This window comes from Mammaliicoccus vitulinus (assembly GCF_029024305.1).
Taxonomy (GTDB): Bacteria; Bacillota; Bacilli; order Staphylococcales; family Staphylococcaceae; genus Mammaliicoccus; species Mammaliicoccus vitulinus.
The window spans coordinates 1,207,557-1,229,107 of sequence record NZ_CP118974.1 but is presented as its reverse complement, the minus strand read 5'-3'; the positions used below and the strand labels follow the sequence as shown (position 1 = coordinate 1,229,107).

General features: G+C 32.0%; 25 protein-coding genes. 6 read left to right on the top strand and 19 right to left on the bottom strand.

Features of this window, described 5'->3' with window-relative positions; all coding sequences use genetic code 11:
* Positions 1–125 precede the first annotated feature (125 nt).
* Entirely contained in the window at positions 126–371 is a 246-nt protein-coding gene (locus PYW35_RS06220) for a DUF2626 family protein (RefSeq protein WP_016911887.1), read from the top strand.
* A gap of 36 nt (positions 372–407) precedes the next feature.
* Here PYW35_RS06220 and PYW35_RS06215 read toward each other — a convergent pair whose 3' ends face one another.
* On the bottom strand, positions 408–1,040 hold the full coding sequence (locus tag PYW35_RS06215; RefSeq protein ID WP_016911886.1) for an MBL fold metallo-hydrolase: 633 nt from the start codon (positions 1,038–1,040) through the stop codon (positions 408–410).
* A gap of 99 nt (positions 1,041–1,139) precedes the next feature.
* Between PYW35_RS06215 and PYW35_RS06210 the strand changes: the two genes are divergently transcribed.
* On the top strand, positions 1,140–1,379 hold the full coding sequence (locus PYW35_RS06210; protein WP_016911885.1) for a DUF2759 domain-containing protein: 240 nt from the start codon (positions 1,140–1,142) through the stop codon (positions 1,377–1,379).
* A gap of 29 nt (positions 1,380–1,408) precedes the next feature.
* Here PYW35_RS06210 and PYW35_RS06205 read toward each other — a convergent pair whose 3' ends face one another.
* From PYW35_RS06205 to PYW35_RS06145, 13 genes are all read right to left on the bottom strand, one after another.
* On the bottom strand, positions 1,409–1,723 hold the full coding sequence (locus PYW35_RS06205; RefSeq protein WP_016911884.1) for an MTH1187 family thiamine-binding protein: 315 nt from the start codon (positions 1,721–1,723) through the stop codon (positions 1,409–1,411).
* Positions 1,723–2,694, bottom strand: coding sequence for an ROK family glucokinase (locus tag PYW35_RS06200; protein WP_016911883.1), 972 nt, complete (start codon positions 2,692–2,694; stop codon positions 1,723–1,725). The genes PYW35_RS06205 and PYW35_RS06200 overlap by 1 nt, the downstream gene beginning before the upstream one ends.
* Entirely contained in the window at positions 2,691–2,882 is a 192-nt protein-coding gene (locus tag PYW35_RS06195; RefSeq protein ID WP_016911882.1) for a YqgQ family protein, read from the bottom strand. The genes PYW35_RS06200 and PYW35_RS06195 overlap by 4 nt, the downstream gene beginning before the upstream one ends.
* 3 nt (positions 2,883–2,885) lie before the next feature.
* On the bottom strand, positions 2,886–4,334 hold the full coding sequence (locus tag PYW35_RS06190) for a rhomboid family intramembrane serine protease (protein WP_103323128.1): 1,449 nt from the start codon (positions 4,332–4,334) through the stop codon (positions 2,886–2,888).
* On the bottom strand, positions 4,335–4,889 hold the full coding sequence (locus PYW35_RS06185) for a 5-formyltetrahydrofolate cyclo-ligase (protein WP_103323127.1): 555 nt from the start codon (positions 4,887–4,889) through the stop codon (positions 4,335–4,337). It abuts the gene before it with no gap.
* Positions 4,890–5,038: 149 nt separating this feature from the next.
* Positions 5,039–5,188: a 50S ribosomal protein L33 gene (gene rpmG / locus PYW35_RS06180; protein ID WP_016911879.1), complete on the bottom strand. Its 150-nt coding sequence runs from the start codon at positions 5,186–5,188 to the stop codon at positions 5,039–5,041.
* 76 nt (positions 5,189–5,264) lie between these two features.
* A complete protein-coding gene (phoU, locus tag PYW35_RS06175) occupies positions 5,265–5,912 on the bottom strand; it encodes a phosphate signaling complex protein PhoU (protein WP_016911878.1) in 648 nt (215 codons plus the stop codon).
* Between the two features lies 1 nt (position 5,913).
* Positions 5,914–6,702, bottom strand: a complete 789-nt coding sequence (pstB, locus tag PYW35_RS06170; RefSeq protein ID WP_103323126.1) for a phosphate ABC transporter ATP-binding protein PstB — start codon at positions 6,700–6,702, stop codon at positions 5,914–5,916.
* 77 nt (positions 6,703–6,779) lie between these two features.
* Positions 6,780–7,682 carry a phosphate ABC transporter permease PstA gene (gene pstA, locus PYW35_RS06165; protein ID WP_016911876.1) on the bottom strand — a complete coding sequence of 301 codons (903 nt, stop codon included), beginning with the start codon at positions 7,680–7,682 and terminating at the stop codon, positions 6,780–6,782.
* Between the two features lies 1 nt (position 7,683).
* Positions 7,684–8,613: a phosphate ABC transporter permease subunit PstC gene (gene pstC / locus PYW35_RS06160; protein WP_103323163.1), complete on the bottom strand. Its 930-nt coding sequence runs from the start codon at positions 8,611–8,613 to the stop codon at positions 7,684–7,686.
* A gap of 78 nt (positions 8,614–8,691) precedes the next feature.
* Positions 8,692–9,645: a PstS family phosphate ABC transporter substrate-binding protein gene (locus PYW35_RS06155; protein WP_103323164.1), complete on the bottom strand. Its 954-nt coding sequence runs from the start codon at positions 9,643–9,645 to the stop codon at positions 8,692–8,694.
* Between the two features lie 808 nt (positions 9,646–10,453).
* Positions 10,454–12,499, bottom strand: a complete 2,046-nt coding sequence (locus PYW35_RS06150; RefSeq protein ID WP_026023170.1) for a peptidoglycan D,D-transpeptidase FtsI family protein — start codon at positions 12,497–12,499, stop codon at positions 10,454–10,456.
* Between the two features lie 135 nt (positions 12,500–12,634).
* The gene (locus PYW35_RS06145; protein WP_016910890.1) at positions 12,635–13,237 is read right to left on the bottom strand and encodes a superoxide dismutase; all 603 of its coding nucleotides are present in this window, start codon (positions 13,235–13,237) and stop codon (positions 12,635–12,637) included.
* Positions 13,238–13,401: 164 nt separating this feature from the next.
* Here PYW35_RS06145 and PYW35_RS06140 point away from each other — a divergent pair, with 164 nt between their 5' ends.
* The 3 genes from PYW35_RS06140 (at position 13,402) to PYW35_RS06130 (ending at position 15,923) form a co-directional block, all read left to right on the top strand.
* Positions 13,402–14,163: a DUF1189 family protein gene (locus PYW35_RS06140; protein ID WP_103323165.1), complete on the top strand. Its 762-nt coding sequence runs from the start codon at positions 13,402–13,404 to the stop codon at positions 14,161–14,163.
* Between the two features lie 26 nt (positions 14,164–14,189).
* Positions 14,190–15,290 carry a flavodoxin-dependent (E)-4-hydroxy-3-methylbut-2-enyl-diphosphate synthase gene (ispG, locus tag PYW35_RS06135; protein WP_103323166.1) on the top strand — a complete coding sequence of 367 codons (1,101 nt, stop codon included), beginning with the start codon at positions 14,190–14,192 and terminating at the stop codon, positions 15,288–15,290.
* Between the two features lie 69 nt (positions 15,291–15,359).
* Positions 15,360–15,923 carry a 5' nucleotidase, NT5C type gene (locus tag PYW35_RS06130; protein WP_016910887.1) on the top strand — a complete coding sequence of 188 codons (564 nt, stop codon included), beginning with the start codon at positions 15,360–15,362 and terminating at the stop codon, positions 15,921–15,923.
* 65 nt (positions 15,924–15,988) lie between these two features.
* Here the strand turns inward: PYW35_RS06130 and PYW35_RS06125 are convergent, their stop codons facing one another.
* The 5 genes from PYW35_RS06125 to PYW35_RS06105 form a co-directional block, all read right to left on the bottom strand.
* Positions 15,989–16,402: a Fur family transcriptional regulator gene (locus PYW35_RS06125; protein WP_016910886.1), complete on the bottom strand. Its 414-nt coding sequence runs from the start codon at positions 16,400–16,402 to the stop codon at positions 15,989–15,991.
* Positions 16,365–17,246 (bottom strand): metal ABC transporter permease, encoded by an 882-nt coding sequence (locus PYW35_RS06120; RefSeq protein WP_016910885.1) that lies wholly within the window; start codon positions 17,244–17,246, stop codon positions 16,365–16,367. Before PYW35_RS06120 ends, PYW35_RS06125 begins: the two co-directional genes overlap by 38 nt.
* A 27-nt stretch (positions 17,247–17,273) precedes the next feature.
* Entirely contained in the window at positions 17,274–18,077 is an 804-nt protein-coding gene (locus PYW35_RS06115) for a metal ABC transporter ATP-binding protein (protein WP_016910884.1), read from the bottom strand.
* 111 nt (positions 18,078–18,188) lie between these two features.
* Positions 18,189–19,079, bottom strand: a complete 891-nt coding sequence (locus tag PYW35_RS06110; RefSeq protein ID WP_103323167.1) for a deoxyribonuclease IV — start codon at positions 19,077–19,079, stop codon at positions 18,189–18,191.
* 9 nt (positions 19,080–19,088) lie between these two features.
* Positions 19,089–20,423, bottom strand: coding sequence for a DEAD/DEAH box helicase (locus PYW35_RS06105; RefSeq protein ID WP_103323168.1), 1,335 nt, complete (start codon positions 20,421–20,423; stop codon positions 19,089–19,091).
* 148 nt (positions 20,424–20,571) lie between these two features.
* Here PYW35_RS06105 and PYW35_RS06100 point away from each other — a divergent pair, with 148 nt between their 5' ends.
* Positions 20,572–21,540, top strand: coding sequence for a 4-hydroxy-3-methylbut-2-enyl diphosphate reductase (locus PYW35_RS06100; RefSeq protein WP_016910881.1), 969 nt, complete (start codon positions 20,572–20,574; stop codon positions 21,538–21,540).
* The last annotated feature ends 11 nt before the right edge of the window (positions 21,541–21,551 follow it).

Below are 21,551 nucleotides of genomic sequence, written 5' to 3'. Positions count from 1 at the left end.
TCAATATCCGTCATTACTTACTTGATTGTTTATATTTTGCATCAAAATGCTATTTACTTTTGTATGCAGTAACTTTATAATTAGAAATGAATAAGAAAGTAAACACAGAGGGGGTTCTTAAGAAGATGGATAAAGTTTATAAAACTCTAGGCTTCTGGACTGCTATATTTGCTACAATGTTTTATGTCGGAGGAATGGACATGATGGCGTATTTCTTTGTAGCTCAAACTGGATTTTTCGTATTGTTGGGATACTTAAAATTAACTGAAAGAATGTATATGTATATATTCGCTCTTTATTTAGTATTATGTTTTGTAGGATTTACATACTATTCAACATTCTTATTAGAGCCAAGTTTCGGTCATCATTAAAAAAAGCATTACACATTTAGTGTAATGCTTTTTTATTTAGTTAAAACCATTTAAATAAGGATTCGTCATTTCTTCTTCAGATATCGTTGATTCGGGTCCATGTCCCGGAAAGATTGTCGTATTAGGATCTAATTCTAGTAATTTATCTTCAATAGAGCTCATTAACGTTTCAGTATCACCCTTGTATAAATCCGTTCTACCGATGCCGCCTTTAAACAAAGTATCTCCAACAACAGCAAAGTCACCAAAAACAAACGATAAGCTTCCTGGAGAATGACCAGGCGTATGTAATGCCTCAAACTCAAACTCACCAATTTTATGTTGACCTTCACCTATAACTAAAGGTATCGTGTGCTGCACAACTGGAGGTAACTGATAAGCTTCAAACTTTTTAGAACCATTTTTCACAGTATCCGTTAACCAAGATTTCTCTTCTTTGTGTACATAAACGTCTACACCGTGAGCGTTAACGACATCATCTACACCACCTATATGATCAAAATGAGCATGTGTCAGTAAGATACCACTCAACTTTTTATTAAATTTCTTTATACGTTCATTTATAAATTGACCATTATCACCTGGGTCAATTACTAAAAGTTCTTCATCACCTTCGATAATATAACAATTTGTTTCAACAATGCCTAAAGAATAGCTATGTACTTTCATTTTATTTCCTCCTCTTTTTTAAAAAGTATCTCGACAAAACCGCATATTAATTATACAATTAATATGATAATAAAAGAAATTTGTATTGGGGGTATTGGAATGCCATTTATCGACACAGGGGAATTATTTGAGTTATTTGGAGTAAAAATCCATATCGGTGTTAATATTTTTTCTTTATTAATGCTAGCTGTTTTTATTCTTGCAATATTTGGTTTGATTTCAGCATTCAAAAACAAAAATATTTTGGGCATTCTTTTTGGTGCAATAACTGTAGTATCATTTGGCTTTTTCTCATTAGCTACAATATTTACTTACGGTTATCCAATCTTACATCATTAAAGAAAAGACGAGTTTTCACTCGTCTTTTTTTATTTGTTTAAATGTTTGTTTACTGATTCTAACTTTTCATTCATTTTTCTAGATTTGTCTCTTCTATCATCAATCCTAATGTTCGTGCACACTCTATCTAAACCTTTATTAAAAGGACTTTCATGGATTTCTTGAATCACTTCAAATAAATCCTTTAAATCGCCTTCAATTAAAGTATTCATAGGTGTTAGTTGAAAATCAATTTTTCCTGTTTCTTTATGCTTTTCTAAAATTAATTGGATATCTGCAATATATTCACTTACACTCGGTCCTTCTGTACCTACTGGTATGACAACAACGTCTACTATAGCCATTATTGATTCTCCTTTTCTAATACATAAGTTTTAATGAGGCCTGCTGCACCAATAATACCTGCATCATTGCCTAATTGAGCAACTTCAATATGCGTATCTTCTTGTGCAGGTCTAAAAGTCATTTTTTCAAAATGTTTTTTTATGAACTTAAGTAAGATATCTCCAGCCTTACTAACGCCTCCACCGATTATGATGTACTTCGGATTAGTCATAACACTAATGACACTTGCTGCATAAGCTATGTAACCTGCAACTTTATCAATGATAAATAAGCTGAATTCATCTCCTGATTTCGCTGCATCAAACACGTCTTTAGCCGTAACATTTTTGCTTGCAATGAGGTCATGAATATTAGACTTCATATTAATATTTGGATAAAAATGATGAACTAAATTAATAACGCCTGTAGCAGATGCGACCGTTTCTAAACAGCCTTTCATACCGCAGTTACATTGGAACCTTTTATTCTGATCTACTAAGAAGTGTCCTATCTCAGCGCCAGAGCCATTATGACCGTGAATCAATTCACTGTTGGAAACAATTCCACCGCCTACACCAGTGCCAAGTGTTATACATACAACATCACTTTCATTTCTTCCAGCACCTTTAAATTTCTCACCTAAAGTTGCCACATTCGCGTCATTATCTACGTAAATAGGTCCATTGAAATACTGTTGCATATGTTTTCTTACTTCGATATTACCCGTCCAATTTAAATTAACTGCACCATGAACAATACCATTTTCAAAATCGATTGGGCCAGGAACACCGATGCCCATTCCAATTATATTTTCCATATCAATATTTTTACGGTTCATATGTACTACAAACGAATCGTAAATATTTTCTAAAATACCTTCGCCAGTTTTATTAGTGGAAATTTCCCATTTTTCTTCAATATTTAAAGTTTTATCAAATATTCCTAATTTACATGTTGTTCCACCAATATCTGCTGATAAAATATGTGTCATTTTTTCTCAATCCTTCTCTGGTTAATAATGAGTCTTGCTTGTAAAAATGTGTCTTTATCAATAAGCATAGATTGATACATTGACTTAATTTCTTGCTCCATCATTTCTAATCGATCTTCTTCATTTTTAAAATAGATGATATATCCAAACTTTTTTAATAATTGTTGTACATCATATAAGTTTTCCATTTATTAACTCCTAAATGCAGTTATTTCTTTTTTTAAAGCTTTATAATGTTCATTATTTTTATCTTGCTTTATTGATTGATTAATAAATTTATTTGCTTTATCGTAATCGTCTTTGGCTCTATAACCTAAAGCTAATTGATAATTGAGCTTGGGAGATTGAGGGAAAATCTTTAAACCTCTCTCCCACTCTAAAATAGCTTCATCCAATGACGTATTATTTGCTACAATCAATCCACTTAATATATATGTTTCATCAGATTCGAAGTTTTTTTCTTTTATTTGCTTAATCATTGTTTCCGCACTATTAAAATCACCATTATTCATCGCTTCTTTAGTTAATTCATCATATATATAATGCTGCTGTCTGCTAAAAATAATGAATACTAGAATAATGATTAATACGATAAAAGCAATAATATAATGCATTTTGAATTTATCATGCTCCATCCATTTATATATGATATACATAAGGATAGCACCACCAATAAATCCTCCTAAGTGGGCAAAATGGTTCACGTTGCTTATAAATAATGCTAATAAAGAAATAATCGCAATACCTATAAATGTTTGTAATACAAATTGTTTATTGATATTCTTTCTCGTAAATAAGTAGACGATGAATGCACCAATCAGTCCAAATATAGCACCACTTGCACCAATAGAAATAGATACAGTATCAATACTTAATGATACTAATCCAGCAAATAGACCAGAGACAAGATATATTATAAACATCTTGATTGAACCTAATGCACCTTCAATTAACTTACCAAATATAATAAGTGAAAATACATTCATGATCAAATGTGTGAAATCGGCATGCAAGAACATAGATGTTAATAACCTATACCACTCACCGTGTACAACGTTAAAATGTACGAGTCCACCGTAATCTACTAGATTAATTTGCGCAACTTGATTAAATATTAATACTAGTGATAGCCAGACAATCACGTTGATCGCTACTAAAAAATATGTAACTGGTGAAAATTTTAGCATAAAACTATCAATAAAACTCGCATTTAGCAACTTGTTCTTATATGTCGTTACAGCTGTTGTTTTAGAACGTTTAATTTGTTGTTTTGTAATGATATGGCTGGATACTTTCTCGAAATCTTCCACACTGCTTAAAGCATAATATCTAATTTTAGGACGCTTATAATGATTAAACTCTGTGAAATCTATATCTTTATCCGTTAAATAATATGTGTCCAATTGTTCAAAGCTAAATCCTATACTATCAATCAAACTACTTAAATGGTCTGTTGTTTTTTCAAAGTCAAAATCTACTTCTTGATGTGTAGGTGCTTTATGTATAAAGCGTTTTACGACTTTTTTAGATTCATGTGTTAACCAAACTTCTGAATCTTCTTCATCAATTGATAAAATATTAAATCCTTCTGTATATACTAAATAATAAATCGACTTCCACATTTGTTTTATTTTATCCATTTATTCTTCTCCATAAATAACATTTGGTAATATAATTTCTTCAACGGGTACATCATGCTCTTCTGTATCAAACGATTTAATTTGAAATGGATATACTAGGCTAAGCGTGCTTCCTTTGTATTCAGATAAGTATTTATCATAATAGCCTCCACCATAGCCAATTCTATAACCGTCTTCACTAAATACAACGCCAGGTACAATGATCAAATCAATATCGTCACTTATTTCAGTTTGCTTATCAATATATTTAATGCCCTTTTCGTCTAGAGCAATAGATTCTAAATCCGTTAATTGCTGAAATTTCATAATTTTTGTACTGTAGTTTGTTGTAGGCACATATACTTTTTTATTATCTTGTAATAACTTCTCTATAATTGGCAATGTATCTACTTCATGATCCATGCTCATGACAATAGCTACTGATTTAGCATTTTTATATTTATCGTGATCAAATAATTGTTTTCGTAAATTAAAATCATAATTCTCTTTCTGAGATTTTTGTTGATTTCTCATCAAATCCAGTATTTCTTTTCTCAATTTTTTCTTGATAGTCATGAATTTAACACTTCCCAATTATTATTTCATTTCTAGCATTTATACATTTAATGATAACACAAGAAATACTGTGATAGGTAGTGTTAGGACCTCTAAAGTTAAATAAAAAACACACTACCAAAATTGGCAATGTGTTCTTATTCGTTTTATTATTTTGTTTCTCTATGAAGAGTGTGTTTACCGTCACGAGCACAATATTTTTTCATTTCGATTCGCTCTGGGTTATTACGTTTATTCTTTTTAGAGATGTAGTTTCTTTCACCACAATCAGTACATGCTAAAGTTACATTTACGCGCATGATGAACCCTCCTATTCTTATTTCAATTAATATACGACCTTATTATAATACCATCTATGGTTATATAATTCCAGTATTATTTTTCAATTGGCTCATAGTGTTCGCCAGTAATATAATAATAACAGCTTTCACTAATATTTGTAATATGATCGCCAATTCTTTCTAAATATCTTGCAGCAAGATGTGCTTGACCTGAAATGAATGGATCATTGTCTATTAAATAAGTCGTATTACTAATCTCTCTATATAAATCATCAATGTCGTCATCACGTTCAATGATTTCTTTTATGAGCAATATATCCTTATTATTAACTGCTGTTTCTAAATCTCTCAGCATTAACATCGCTAGTTTACCCATCGTTTTTAATCTCATCAATATAAAATAATCCGTTATGATAGCTCTTTTTCTAATTTGAGCAATATTAGTTGAATTATCAGCCATTCTTTCTAATTCAGAAGCAATTTTTAAAGCTGAGATCATCACACGCAAATCAGTAGCCATAGGTTGTTGCTTCGTAATTAACATAACGACTTTTTCGTTAATATCATATTCCATTTGGTTGATTTTCTTATCGTAAGCGATTAAATTTCTAGCGTTAGTCTTATCTTCATCACTTAAAACTGTAACAGACTGTTCAATCATCTGATAAACTTCTTTACCCAATTTAAATAAATCTTCAATTAGTGTGTTTAATTCACCTTCGTATTTTTCTCTTATAACCATATTAACCAAATCTCCCAGAAATATAATCTTCTGTTTTCTTATCAGTTGGGTTAGAGAAAATTTTATCAGTATGGTCAAATTCGTTTACGTAACCATTTAAGAAGAAAGCCGTTTTATCAGATATTCTAGCAGCTTGTTGCATATTATGAGTCACAATAATAATAGAGTATTTAGATTTCAATTCTTGAACAAGTTCTTCAACTTTTAATGTTGAAATAGGATCTAATGCTGAAGTTGGTTCATCCATTAAAATGACATCTGGCTCTATTGCTAAACAACGGGCAATACAAACTCTTTGTTGTTGTCCTCCAGATAGTCCATAAGCATTTTTATCAAGTCTATCTTTACACTCATCCCATATAGCTGCACCTTTTAATGAACGTTCAACGATTTCGTCTAATACTTTTTTATCAGTAATACCATGGATTCTAGGACCATAAGTGATATTGTCATAAATAGACTTAGGAAATGGGTTTGGTTTTTGGAAGACCATACCAACATTCGTTCTTAACTCTTCAACACTATATTTTTTATCGAAAATATTTTGATCTCTATAAATAATTTCACCAGATGTTTTAACACTAGGAATTAATTCAATCATTCTATTTAAAGTTTTAATATAAGTTGATTTACCACAGCCTGACGGACCAATTATCGCTGTCACTTCGTTTTCAGCGATATCAAGATTAATATTCCTCAAAGCATGGAAATCACCATACCATAAATCTAAATTATTTGTTTTATATACAATGTTTTTATCTTCAACTACTATTTCTTTACTTGATGTCATGTCATTTGAAGGTATATTTTGAGACAAATCTCTAATTTTTACGTCTGTCATTTTAATGACCCCTCTTCATTTTGATTTTAAAGTTTTCTTTGATATTTATTTCTAATATAAATTGCAATGGAGTTCATAAGAATTAATATTACGAGTAAAACGATTATTGCAGCTGATGATACAAATTGGAATTCAGCTTGTGGCAATTTAGCCCAATTATATATTTGCATTGGTAACGCTTGAAATGATTCAAAGATACTATTTGGCGTTTTCATTAATATAGCAGGAATACCAATTACAACTAATGGTGCTGTTTCACCTAGTGCTCTTGATAGTGCAAGTATTGTACCTGTTAAAATACCTGGGATAGATGCAGGTAATACAATATTTTTAATCGTTTGCCATTTTGTACCACCTAGTCCTAAAGAAGCCTCTCTAATTGAAGATGGTACAGCTTTTATAGCTTCTTGGCTTGCTACGATAATAATTGGTAGAATCATAAGCGACATCGTTAATGCGGCTGCAATTACCGTTTTCCCTAGTGATAAGCTTTCAAACCCGGCTCCACGTACAAATATCGTTAAACCTAACAAACCAAATACTACTGACGGTACTCCGGCTAGGTTTGAGATATTTACTCTAATAAATTTTGTGAACCAATTTTCTTTTGCATATTCAACCATATAGATTGCTGTGCCGACACCTAAAATAATAGATATTGGAGCAATCGTCATCATGAGCCAAAGTGTACCAATTAAAGCACCTTTAATACCCGCTCTTTCAGGTGAAGTAGAAGAGAAATTACTAAAGAAATCAGTACTTAAATAAGGAATACCTTTTTTAAATATGTCAAATAGCAATATAGCTAATACAATTAACCCAATTAATGTACAGACAAAAAATACTGATTTAATCACTTTATTTTTTAACAATCTTGTGGGTAATTTTTTTTGAACAACAGTTTGATCAACTAAATTTACTTCTGACATATTAGTACTCCTCTCTAAAGCGCTTAGTAACCCATTGAGAAATAATATTCATAATAAATGTGAATATAAACAATGTGAAACCTACCGCGTATATACTGTAATAAATATCTGACCCATAAGTTGCATCTCCAGTAGCAACTTGAACGATAAATCCTGTCATCGTTTGAATTGAGCCTGTTAAACTAAAGCTTGCATCTGGCGTACTACCAGCTGCTAATGAAACAATCATCGTTTCACCAATTGCTCTTGATACAGCTAATACAATCGACGCAATAATTCCCGATAATGCTGCTGGAAAGACAATTTTAGTTGCTAGTTCAAATTTCGTTGCACCTAAACCAAGTGCACCTTCTTTAATCGATTCTGGCACTGAACTCATCGCATCCTCACTCATACTTGTAATCATCGGAATAATCATGACCCCCACGACTAAACCGGGACTAATTGAGTTAAAGCTACCTAATTCAGGGAATATTCCTCTTAATATAGGTGTAACAAATGTTAACGCGAAGAAACCATATACAATTGTAGGAATACCTGCCAATATTTCTAATACTGGTTTAATCATTCTTCTTGATCTATCAGACGCATATTCACTTAAGTAAAGTGCAGCGCCTAGTCCAACAGGTACTGCAAATACCGTTGCTACAGCCGTTACTTTTAAAGTACCTAATATAAGCGCAAATATTCCGTATTGTGGATCAGAAGAAAAGGGTGCCCATTCTTTAGTGAATAAAAATTCAAATGGATTCACTCTCGTGAAAAACGTTACTGTTTCAGTAATAAGTGTAAATAATATCCCGATTGTTGTTAGTACAGAAACTGAAGCTATTAATAATAAAATAATTGGAACTGCTTTGTCAGCAAAAACCTTTCCTTTATTGTTATTATTTCGTTTAATAAGTTCCTGCACTGAAGTTTGTTCTTCCATAAAAATAACTCCTTCATTTTGAAAAAGGGCGACATATGTACGCCCTTTGCATTGATTTATTAATGATTTTTTTAATGATTATTTTTTAAATTTTTCTAAAGTTTCTTTGTCTTTTTTATATTCTTCATCTTTTAATGGAACATAACCTGCATCTTTCGCTGCATCTGCTGAGTTGTCAATAACATACTCCATAAAGCCGTAGAATGCATCGTTATCTTCAAGTGATTTATTCTTCGCGTAAACGAACAGTGGTCTACTTAAAGGATAAGTTCCATCATTAACAGATTCATCAGTAGGTTCTACCGCTTTACCTTCATCACCTTTGATTTTCACTGCTTTCAATGTATCTTTATTTTCTTGGTAGAAGTTGTAGCCAAAGAAGCCAATTGAATCTTTGTTATCTTGAACTGATTTAACAATTACGTTTGTGTCAGCATTTTTTTCTGATTCCAGATCTTTTTCATCTAAAACTTCTTCACTAAAGAAATCGTATGTCCCGTGAGATTGGTCTGGTGAAAATGCTTTGATTTTCTTATCAGGAAATTCTGAATTAACATCTTTCCATGTTTTAGCTTTCCCGCTATATATTTTTGCTAATTCTTCCATACTTAGTTCTTCAACAAAGTCATTATCTTTATTAACTGCTACTGTTAAACCATCTTGAGCAACTTTAAACTCAGTGTATTCAACTTTTTCTTTTTTCAATTTATCTTTTTCTTCATCTTTAATATCTCTAGAAGCATTTGCGAAATCAGTTTCACCCGCTATGAATTTTTCAAATCCTCCACCAGTTCCCGAAACACCGATTGATACTGATACATCAGGTTGTTCTGCTGAGAAGTCTTCGTTTATTTTTTCCATTACTGGCGCGACTGTAGATGAGCCATCACCTTTTACTTCGCCACTTAATTTATTATCATCTGAAGATTTAGTATCCCCTGCACTAGATTTTTCAGCTGCTCCACCACAAGCTCCTAATAGAAGTGCTGAACTCAATGCTGTTGTTGACCCAATTAATTGCCACTTTTTCATGTTAAATCCTCCTAATTAATAACGCCTTAATCTTTATTACACCTTTACTTTACATTTTCTTTATTAAGCACAAATAAATTGAATGTAAATTTTGTGTTAACATTTGATGAAAACGTTTTTAATTTTAATCGATCAATATTTTGACATGCCCTCTCTATTTAATCGGATGATATGACAAATATTTTTTTATTTTAAAATCTTACGATTTTGTTTGTGCATGCTTGCCTTATGAATATGGTTCGAGCCTGTAGTCTCTCTCGCATACTATTCCCCCGGACGTCAGCACTTCACAAAATCGTGAGGACAAATACAAGTGGAATAAGAGTGAAACGTATGTATACTATGGAGATATCATGATCCACTCAAAATAAAAAAACATATCACATTACTGATATTTGTAAGTAGTGTCATATGTTTTCGTTTGTTCTTTTAAGTACATGCTATATGTTGCAAGACTAATCAAACAAGCAACATAGAAGGTCTGTATGTTGCAAGACTGATCAAACAAGCAACATAGAAGGCCTGTATGTTGCAAGACTTACCAAACAAGCAACATAGAAGGTCTGTATGTTGCAAGACTTGCCAAACAAGCAACATAGAAGGCCCGTATGTTGCAAGACTCGCCAAACAAGCAACATAGAAGGCCCGTATGTTGCAAGACTGATCAAACAAGCAACATAGAAGGTCCGTATGTTGCAAGACTTACCAAACAAACTAAAAAGAGCGTAAATTCTTCGAAAATAAGAATTTACGCTCTTTTATATTAATCTAGGATGTTCATGTCTATCTCATGATGCTTTATTTTCAATTACTTTCTATCTTTAAAATAGTAGTTTATGATATCTCTACCTAAATCTCCACCTGGTAACCACGGTTCTGGTACTGGTTGGTTCGTATAAGTAATAGAAAATGACAATTCAGGGTTTTTAGCTGGTGCATACCCAATATAAGTTGAATTTACTTTTGGTTTTCCGTCTTTAAATACTTCAGCTGTACCTGTTTTACCTGCTGATCTAACAACTGTATCATTAAAGCTTGAATAACCCGTTCCTTCTTCTTTATTGAATGCCATATCGAAACCTTTTTGAACTTGTTTAATTTCCTTATCACTATTGTTAACTTTGTTCATCACTTCGCCTTTAAATGATTTTTTAATAGGTCCAAGTGCGTCTTCGTTAGTAGAATTTCTAATTTCTTTTGCTAAATGTGGTTTCAATCTATATCCATCATTAGCAATTGTTGCTACATATTGTGAAAGTTGTATTGGCGTATAAGTATCAAATTGTCCTATTGCTAAATCAATATAGTTACCTGGATTATCTTTAATGGGTTCTATTTGACCTGCAGACTCGTTTGGCAAGTCAATACCAGTTTTTACACCTAATCCTACTTGATTTAAACCTTTGCGTAATTTAATACCTGCTTGTTCAACATCTGATGGCAATGACATGCCACTTCTATATGGTGAATCTGCTAATAAAAGCGCTGTTTTATACATGAATACGTTTGATGAGTGCATTAATGCTTCGGCATCAGTGATTGTTTTTTTACCATCTTGGTTGAAATAAGAACGCTTCGTTAATCCACCGTTGAATTTTAGTGGTTCATCGACCATCGTATCTCCAACATCAAGTACGCCATTTTGATAACCAGCGAGTAATGTAGCACCTTTGACAGAAGAACCTACTGTATATTGACTTGTAAAGTTCCCAATATGATTATCTGTGATTTTACCGTTTTCATCGATATCACGACCTGCCATTGCTAAAACATCACCATTTCTAGGGTCTTGAACAACAACCATGACTCTATCCATATCTTTCGCGCCTTTATCGCGTAATGACTCGATATGCTTATCGACATATTCTTCAACTTTTTTCTGTAATTCTATATCTATTGTTAATACGAGATCATTACCTCTTGAACCTTCAGAAATGACTTCTGAGCTTGTTATTTTACCTGACTTATCTGTCACGTATTTCATTTTTTTCTTAGAACCTTTTAATATATCTTCGTATTGATATTCTAAGTATGATTTACCTACTCTATCATTTCTTGAATAGCCCTTAGTTAAATAATCATTAACAAGTTCTTTCGGTAATCCTTCTTCTTTGCTTGATACATTACCAAATAATGTTCTTAAAGTTTCTCCGTATGGATAGCGTCTTTCCCAGTCCATCGTTGTGTTAACGCCAGGTAATTCTGATAAGTGTTGCGAAACAGCTGCATACTCGTCGTTTTTAACACCTTCATTTTTAATAACTACCGGGCTAAGTTGAGAACCTGCATTCATTTCTCTGAAAATCGCTAAAATCTGCAAATCATTTTTCGATAAAGTATTTGTGTATTTAGAAGTCACTTTTTTATATAATGCTTCATCATAATCTTCTTGGCTTATATTCCCATCTGAGAATAAAGCTTGTTCATCTTTCATTAACTTTTGAACTTCATCTTGATTTCTTAAAATCCAAAAATCTTGTTTATCTCTATCTGTAATATTAGATGTGTCCATTTTCATTAAATGAGATAGTTTTTCAGCGATTTTTAAAATGTCATCCTGACTTGTTCTCCTATCTCTTGTATATGTAATAGCTTTTCTAGATTCATTATCTACTAAAACCTTGCCGTTTCTATCATAAATACGGCCTCTCGGCACTGACTCGTTTACTGTAATTGATTCAGTACTATCTATTGTCCGTTTATATTCTCCGCCTTTAACTATTTGCAAGTAGCCTAGTCGCATTATAAGCACAGAAAATAAGATGACTACAACTGCTAATATTAGGCTTACACGTTTATTCATTAAAAGGCGAAATGCTTCTTCTTTAGATTTCTTTTTTACTCGTTTCAACAACTAAACCTACCTTTTTAACTCTATTATAATAATTTTATCATATATGATTATGACTTACATTGCTATTGATAAAGGTAAATTTTTATAAAAAAAGATGACTTCTATAAAAAGAAGCCATCCAAATCAAAAGACGAATTATTTTGCTGCTTGATATAATTCGTTTACTTTATCCCAATTTACAACATTCCAGAATGCATTAATGTAATCTGGACGTCTATTTTGATAGTTTAAGTAGTAAGCATGTTCCCAAACATCTAAGCCTAATACTGGAAGTTTACCTTCTGAAATAGGGTTATCTTGGTTTGGAGTTGAAACGATCGCTAATTCACCGTTATCTACAACTAACCATGCCCAACCTGAACCGAAACGGCCAGCTGCTGCAGCTGCAAATTCTTCTTTGAATTTGTCTAATGAACCGAATGTAGAACTAATTGCATCCACAACTTCTCCTGAAGGTTCAGAAGCATTTGGTGTTAATAGTTCCCAGAATAATGAGTGGTTATAATGTCCGCCACCATTGTTTTGAACTGCAGTACGAATATTTTCAGGAACAGAATTTAAATTTTTAATGATATCTTCAATAGATTTACTTTCTAAATCTGTACCTTTAACTGCGTCATTTAATTTTGTTACATAAGTGTTATGGTGTTTCGTATGGTGAATCTCCATAGTTTCTTTATCGATGTGTGGTTCTAATGCGTCATACGCATATGGTAATTTTGGTAATTCAAAAGCCATAAAAAATCATCCTCCTCATTTGTTTTACATACTTATCTTATCAAGATTAAAGTTTTATAACAAACAATTTGTTTAAATAATATTCAAAAAAATTAATTTTCTTATTTATCGCCTTGCAACTCTGTTTTTTTATCATTATTATTGAAACAAGAAGAGGTGAAATTATGCAGTACGCAAAGGAACTAAAAAGGCTATTCAAGCACCCTAGCAAATATCCAATGTTCAGAATAACAAAGTTAAGATACATCTTTCTACATATATTATTATTAAGTTTCATTTTAATACTTCCTAATACAGTTCAATACATACAAATCACGCAAAACTTATCTACCCTTGTAGATAATGAAGTAGATGAAATACCTAAATTTAAAATAGACAACAACAAAATGATTTTATCATCTAATAAAACAATCAAGTTAAACGATACACAATCGATTGTCTTCACTGAATCTCCTCAATTTAATATGAAGGATAATCATCTCGTCGTATTTAAGCCTGACCACATTGAAATATCTAATTACAATGATTATACAGAAATCAGTTATGGCTCATTATCGACTGTTGTCACGGATCAAGATGATTTAATTCGATTTATTGATACGATTAATGATTCAAAGTACTTCTATTTAAGCATGATTGTTTTATTTCTTTTGTTCATCCAATTTATAAGTCTATCTTTAAAAATAAGTATATTGTCATTAGCTGGTCATTTATTCAGCATTTTAATCCGAAAAAAATCACGTTATATGACATGGTTTAAAATGATGACATTTGTCATAACGCTTCCGACTTTAGTCCTATTATTAGGAATAGTTGCGTCGAATACTTTATTAATGTTTGTTTCATGGTGTATAATTATTATTGGTATTCTCGTTATGGCATTTAACTTACCAAACGGAAAGAAACATGCTAATGTAAAATTATAAGCAAATATAAACAAAGGAGTCTTATCATGTCAGAAATCATTCATCGTACTAACACTAGACCTGTTAAAGTTGGGAACTTAACGATTGGCGGTTCAGATGAAGTCGTTATCCAAAGTATGACGACTACAAAAACACATGATGTCAAAGCGACAGTAGCTGAAATTAAACGCTTAGAAGAAGCAGGTTGCCAAATAGTTCGTGTTGCTTGTCCAAATGAAGAAGATGCATATGCAATTAAAGACATTAAAGCTCAAATAAATATTCCTTTAGTTGTAGATATTCATTTTAACTATAAGCTCGCTTTAATTGCTATTGAAAATGGCGCAGATAAGATTCGAATTAATCCAGGAAATATCGGTAGACGTGAAAAAGTCGAAGCGGTTGTTAAAGCGTGTAAAGAAAAAGGTATTCCTATTAGAATTGGTGTAAATGCCGGCTCATTAGAAAAACATATCATAAAAAAATATGGTTACCCTACTGCAGATGGTATGGTAGAAAGTGCATTACATCATATTAAAATACTAGAAGATTTAGATTTTCATGATATTATTGTTTCAATGAAAGCAAGTGATGTTAATCTCGCGATAGAAGCTTATACGAAAGCAGCGCAAGCTTTTAATTATCCATTACATCTCGGTATAACAGAAAGTGGTACGTTGTTTAACGGTACAGTTAAATCTTCAGCAGGCTTAGGAGCCATTCTAAGTTTAGGTTTAGGTAATACATGCCGTATTTCTTTATCGGCCGATCCCGTTGAAGAAATTAAAGTCGCAAAATCATTGCTTAAAGCATTCGGTTTAGCTAGTAACGCTGCTACATTGATTGCTTGCCCTACTTGCGGTAGAATTGAAATTGATTTAATATCTATTGCTAATGAAGTTGAAGATTACATTTCTAACCTTCAAGTACCGTTGAAAGTAGCAGTTCTTGGATGTGCAGTAAATGGTCCAGGAGAAGCAAGAGAAGCGGATATAGGTATTGCAGGCGCACGAGGAGAAGGCCTTTTATTTATGAAAGGTAAAACTGTTCGCAAAGTACCAGAAGAAACAATGGTAGATGAATTAAAAAAAGAAATTGATAAGCTCGCTTTAGAGATGGAACAAAATATAACAACTCAAAAAGCATAAAATATAAAAAGGCACAATAATTACTAATTATTGTGCCTTTCATTAAATAACATATAAAGGTGATTTTTTATGAACCAAAAGCCAAGACTAGGTATAGATATTGACGGGACTGTAACATGTCCTAAAACATTTGTACCCTATTTACAAAAAGACTTTAATCAACAATTAAAATATGAAGATATAACCGAGTATAATTTAGCGAATGTATTAAACTGCGAAGAAGAAGTCATGCTCAATTGGTTTAAAACTAATGAATCTCATATTTATCAAAACTCTCCAGTTGCAGAAGGCGCAAAAGATATTTTAAACCAGCTAAAAAATGATTATGAACTATGTTATATAAGTGCAAGGCATAGTCATTTAGAAGATATAACGAAAGAATGGTTCAATATGCATAACATACCATTTGATCAAATTACATTAACAGGTAGTCATAATAAATTAGAAGTTACAAAGAAACAAAATATAGACGTATTTTTCGAAGATAAATTAGATAATGCTGAAGATATCAACCATCATCTCAACATACCTGTCTTTTTATTCGATACACCATATAACCAAAAAGAGCTTCAACCAGGTATTTACAGAATAAAAACTTGGCACGAAGTATCACCATTACTTAATCGTTTATAAAAACAAAGTTCAAACATAAAAAGAGCAGCAATTCATTGTTTAAATTGAATTGCTGCTCTTTTATATTATACTGTTTTACACTTTTCACACTTACCATATACTTCTAGTTTATGTGCTGCTATTTCTACATTTGGTAATTGTTGTTTTATTGAATCCATTGGACAGTAATCAATAACTTTTGTTGTTCCACATGATTCACATATAAAATGATGATGGTGATGACTTTGACATGCTATACGAAATTTCATTTCACCATCAATTTCAGTACTTTCAATTATATTTAAATCTTTAAATAAGTATAAATTACGATAAATTGTATCGAATGACAAACCTGCGTAATCATCTTTTAAAGCTTCTTGTATATATTTAGCTGTTATATATTTATCTTCGTTAACGAATAAAGAAATAATGTCACGGCGTTTATTTGTATACTTATGACCATCATTCTTCAATATTTGAATGGCTTCTTCTACTTTCAAGATGATAGCCTCCTTTTTTAATCAATACTTTGCTGTAGGCAATACTTGCAAGTAATTCTACAATCAATAATCCTACTATAATACCTCCTGGTGAAATATTCAAATAGAAGGAAAGTATTAGACCAGCAACGACGGATATTTCACCGAATAATATACTCAATGCGATTAATTGCTTAAATCCTTTTGCAAGTCTCATACTTGTAGCAACTGGCAATGTCATTAAACTACTTACGAGCAATATTCCTACAACTCTCATTGATGCTGAAATAACCAATGCAACAATGACGATAAATAATAATTGAATCCATTTCGGCATGCCGATTACTTTAGAATATTCTTCATCAAAAGACAATACGAAAAGAGATTTATATAATAACATGACGAATATTAACACGATCACTGTAATCACAATAATCGTAAATAAATCACTTAAATTCACTGCACTTATAGAGCCGAATAAATAACCAAATAAATCTTGATTAAAACCATTTGCTAGCGATATAAAGATAACACTAACACCAATACCGCCACTCATAATAATGGGAATCGCAATTTCTTGATAATGCTTATACTCGGTTCTCAACTGTTCAATGAGTAAGGCACCTGCTATTGAAAATATAATCCCAAACCATATCGGATTAATTGAAGCAAATAACGGGCTAACACTCATTAAGAATAATCCCATTGATATGCCACCTAAAGTAACATGACTTAAAGCATCTGCAATAAGCGATAACCTTCTAACTACAATAAACGCGCCTATTAAAGGTGCGATAAAACCAACTAAGACACCACTTATAAATGAGTATCTTATAAAATCAAAATTTAAAAACGCATCAATCATTATTTAAAAACTCCTTCACTTTGACCATCATTTCGCAAGTTCTTCCACTTGCTCGTTTACACAGCAATCACGATTATGTTGGTGATCAACAAATTGCACTGGATGTCCATAAATTTTAGATATTGAAACTTCATCTAACGATTTAAACGATTCACTTGTTCCATGGAAGTGTATATGTTGGTTTAAACATGCAACTTTACTTGCTGTATCTGCAACGACTCCGATGTCATGTGTTACAAGAATGATTGTAATGCCTTCTTGTTTTAATTGTGTAAGTAATTGATAAAATTCTGATACATGTCTTGCATCTATACCTACTGTAGGTTCATCTAGTATTAAAATACTCGGTTTAGAGATTAGCGCTCTTGCTATAAATGTTCTCTGTTGTTGACCACCTGATAATTGCGCTATATTTTCATTTTTAAGTTCGCTTATATTGAGTCTGTCTAATATTTCATCTACTTGTGCAGCGTCGTCTTTATTAAACCATTTAAATAAGCTTTTATTTTTAGTTAACCCACTCATTACAACTTCTTTAACTGTAGCAGGAAATCCTGAGCTAAATGCATTTGATTTCTGAGAAACGTAACTAATTTTTTCCCAAGACTTATATTGATTGATTTTTTTACCGCTAATGAATATATCACCTTTTTGTAAAGGTAACAGTCCAAGAATTAATTTAAGTAATGTTGATTTTCCTGAACCATTCGGTCCTACAATTGCTAGAAAATCACCTTTATAAATTTGTATATTAATATGGCTAAGTGCTAACTTATTTGGATAGCTATAACTGATATCTTTTAATTCAAAAATTGGTGCTTCTTTTTCCATGTTCATCACCTCGTCAATAGAATACTATACAACGAAAATTGTTCAATGTAAATAGTAATGTTTACGAATAGAAAAAGGAATGCTAAATATTTAGCATTCCTTAATGATTATTTATTGATTAAAAATTTTATCTTTTAAGTCTGGATCGAACGTTCCATTTTTAATCATTTCTATTTCATATTTATATGGTGGTTTTTTATTCTTTTTATCATCGCCTACATAAGGTGTTTCTAATATTTTAGGAACATCATTAAACGCTTCATGATTTACAATATAATGCAGGGCATCATATCCTATTGAGCCAAAACCTATGTTCTCATGTCTATCTTTTCTTGCACCTTGTGGGTTTTTACTATCGTTTACGTGAAGTACTTTTATTCTATCTATACCTACGATTTTATCAAATTCATTTAACACACCATCAAAATCTTCTTTAACGTTATAACCAGCATCGTTTACATGACAAGTATCAAAACAAACAGATAATCGTTCGTTATTGTCTACACCATCAATGATTTGTGCAAGTTCTTCGAATGTTTTACCACATTCAGAGCCTTTACCTGCCATTGTTTCTAGAGCTATACGAACATCGTTATTATTCGTTAAGACTTCATTTAAGCCTTCAATAATTTTTTTAATACCTTTTTCTTCGCCAGCACCAACGTGAGCACCTGGATGAAGTACTATATCTTTAGCACCTAAAGCTTCAGTACGTTCAATTTCAGATTGTAAAAATTCAACACCTAAATTAAAAACTTCGGGTTTAGTTGTATTCGCAATATTGATAATATACGGTGCATGCACAACAATGTTAGATAAACCATATTCTTTCATTGCTGCTTGACCATTTTCAATATTTAAATCTTCTATACTTTTACGTCTTGTGTTTTGTGGTGCGCCAGTATAAATCATAAATGTTGAAGCATTATAACTTGCTGCTTCTTCCGCTGCTTGAAGCAACATCTTCTTACCACTCATTGAAACGTGTGATCCGATTAACATATATGACACCTATCCTTTTCTGCCTTGTTTTTTAGTCCTCTTAGAATGTGCTTTCTTTTCTTTAAATTTCATATCTTCTAATTCGCGTTTAAATTTCTTCTTGTAACCAGGTTTAACTTTATTTTTATTGTTTCGTTTAAGTTTTTGCTTAAGTGTCTGCTCGATGTTGTCTTCTTTTTTAACACGTCTTGTTCTATTTTGACGATCTTTAATTTCTACGAATTCACCATTTTTAATATCAACATGATTAAATTTGTAATTATTTTTCTCAATTTGTGTGATTAGATCATCTTCGTCTGGTGTATATAAACTAATCGCTACGCCTTTATAATCACCACGACCTGTTCTACCAACTCTATGCGTAAAGAAATCAATTTCTTTAGGCAAGTCATAGTTAATCACATGACTAACACCTTCAATATCAATACCGCGTGATGCTAAATCACTTGCCACAACAAATTCAAAGTCTAATTGTTTAACACGCTTCATTTGTTGCGTTCTTTCTCTCGGTGTTAATCCTCCATGGATAACGCCAACTTTATATCCTTCTTTTGATAAATGAGCTACTAACTCATCAGCTCTATCACGGCTGTTAGCGAATATAATTGCTAAATAAGGATTAATCACTTTCATAACTTTTAAGATTTTTGCTTCTTTCTCTTCACCTTTAGTAGGTATTAAGTAGAAATCAATATTATCTTTGTTAGAAGTTGCTATTTCAATTTCAACAAATTCCGGATTACTTAAATATTTATTTAAGAACGGATGTAAAGCTTTAGGAATCGTTGCACTAAATACAGAGATTTGTGCATTTCCATCTAATCTACTCGCAACACTATCAACTTTAGGCATGAATCCTAAATCGATCATTAAATCTGCTTCATCAATGACAACATACTTAGCTAAATGTAAGTCTAATGCTCTTTCTACAGCCATGTCATCAATTCTATTCGGTGTACCCACAACTACTTGCGGTGTGTTTTTAGATTTATCAATATCTCTTGATTTATCTGTACCACCAATATATAAACTGACTTTAACACCTTTTTTAAACTGTGCTAAATGTGATGCGGCATCATATAATTGTTTAGCTAACTCTCTCGTAGGCGCTAAAATAATGATTTGTGGTTCTTTTATATCAACATTTATTTTATCGAATAATGGTAATAAAAATGCATGTGACTTACCAGTACCAGTCTGAGATTGTCCGATTATATTGGACCCTTTTATAATCTTCGGTATTACACGTCGTTGTACTTCTGTTGGCTGATTAAAATTTAAATCTTTAACCGCCTCTACTAATTCATTTCCTAATTGAAAATGTTCAAACGGATGCTTAGACATAAGCGACCCTCCTCGTTTCTTTTTCACTTCATATATTATATAGTATATAAGCACTTTATGATAGGCTTAAAGAATTATTTCGAATTTTTATTTAGTTTCATTCATTCTTGAGTGTTGTTATAATGGTTATAAATAAGGAGGGCAATTAATGGAAATTATAAAAATTACCCCAAGAGGTTATTGTTACGGTGTTGTTGATGCAATGGTAATTGCTAGAAATGCTTCATTAGACAAATCACTTCCTAGACCTATTTATATACTTGGCATGATTGTTCATAATAAACATGTAACGGATGCGTTTGAATCAGACGGAATCATTACTTTAGATGGCCCTAACAGATTAAAAATTTTAGAACAAATTGACGAAGGCACAGTAATTTTTACTGCACACGGTGTTTCACCTGAAGTCAAAAAACGTGCTAAAGAAAAAGGACTTGTTTGTATAGATGCTACATGTCCAGATGTAGACAATACACATCAACTAATACGAGAAGTTAAAGAGAAAGGTTACAATGTTATTTATATTGGTAAAAAAGGACATCCTGAACCAGAAGGCGCAGTTGGAGTAGCCCCTGATATTGTTCACCTCGTCCAAACATTAGATGACATTGAAGCACTACCAGAACATATTAAAGATAAAAAGCTCATCGTAACGAATCAAACGACGATGTCACAGTGGGATGTAAAACATTTAATAGACGAATTAAAAATTAAATATCCTCATATAGAAGTTCATGAAGAAATATGTTTAGCAACACAAGTAAGACAAGAAGCAGTCGCTAACCAAGCTCAGCAAGCAGACTTACTCATTGTTGTAGGTGATCCTAAAAGCAATAACTCTAATAGGCTAGCACAAGTTTCAAAAGAAATCGCCCATACGAATGCTTATAGAATTTCTGACTTGAGCGAACTAAAGCTAGAATGGTTGCAAGATGTTGAGAGCGTAGCTGTAACAGCTGGCGCATCAACGCCTACACTAATCGTTAAAGAAGTGATCGATTATATTAAGAACTATGATCCTACAAATGTACCAGATTCAGCTTTAACGAGTAATGTCCCTATTGAAAAGATATTACCTAAAATTAAAAAACCACAACCAGTAAAAATCATGAAATAAACAAAAACTGC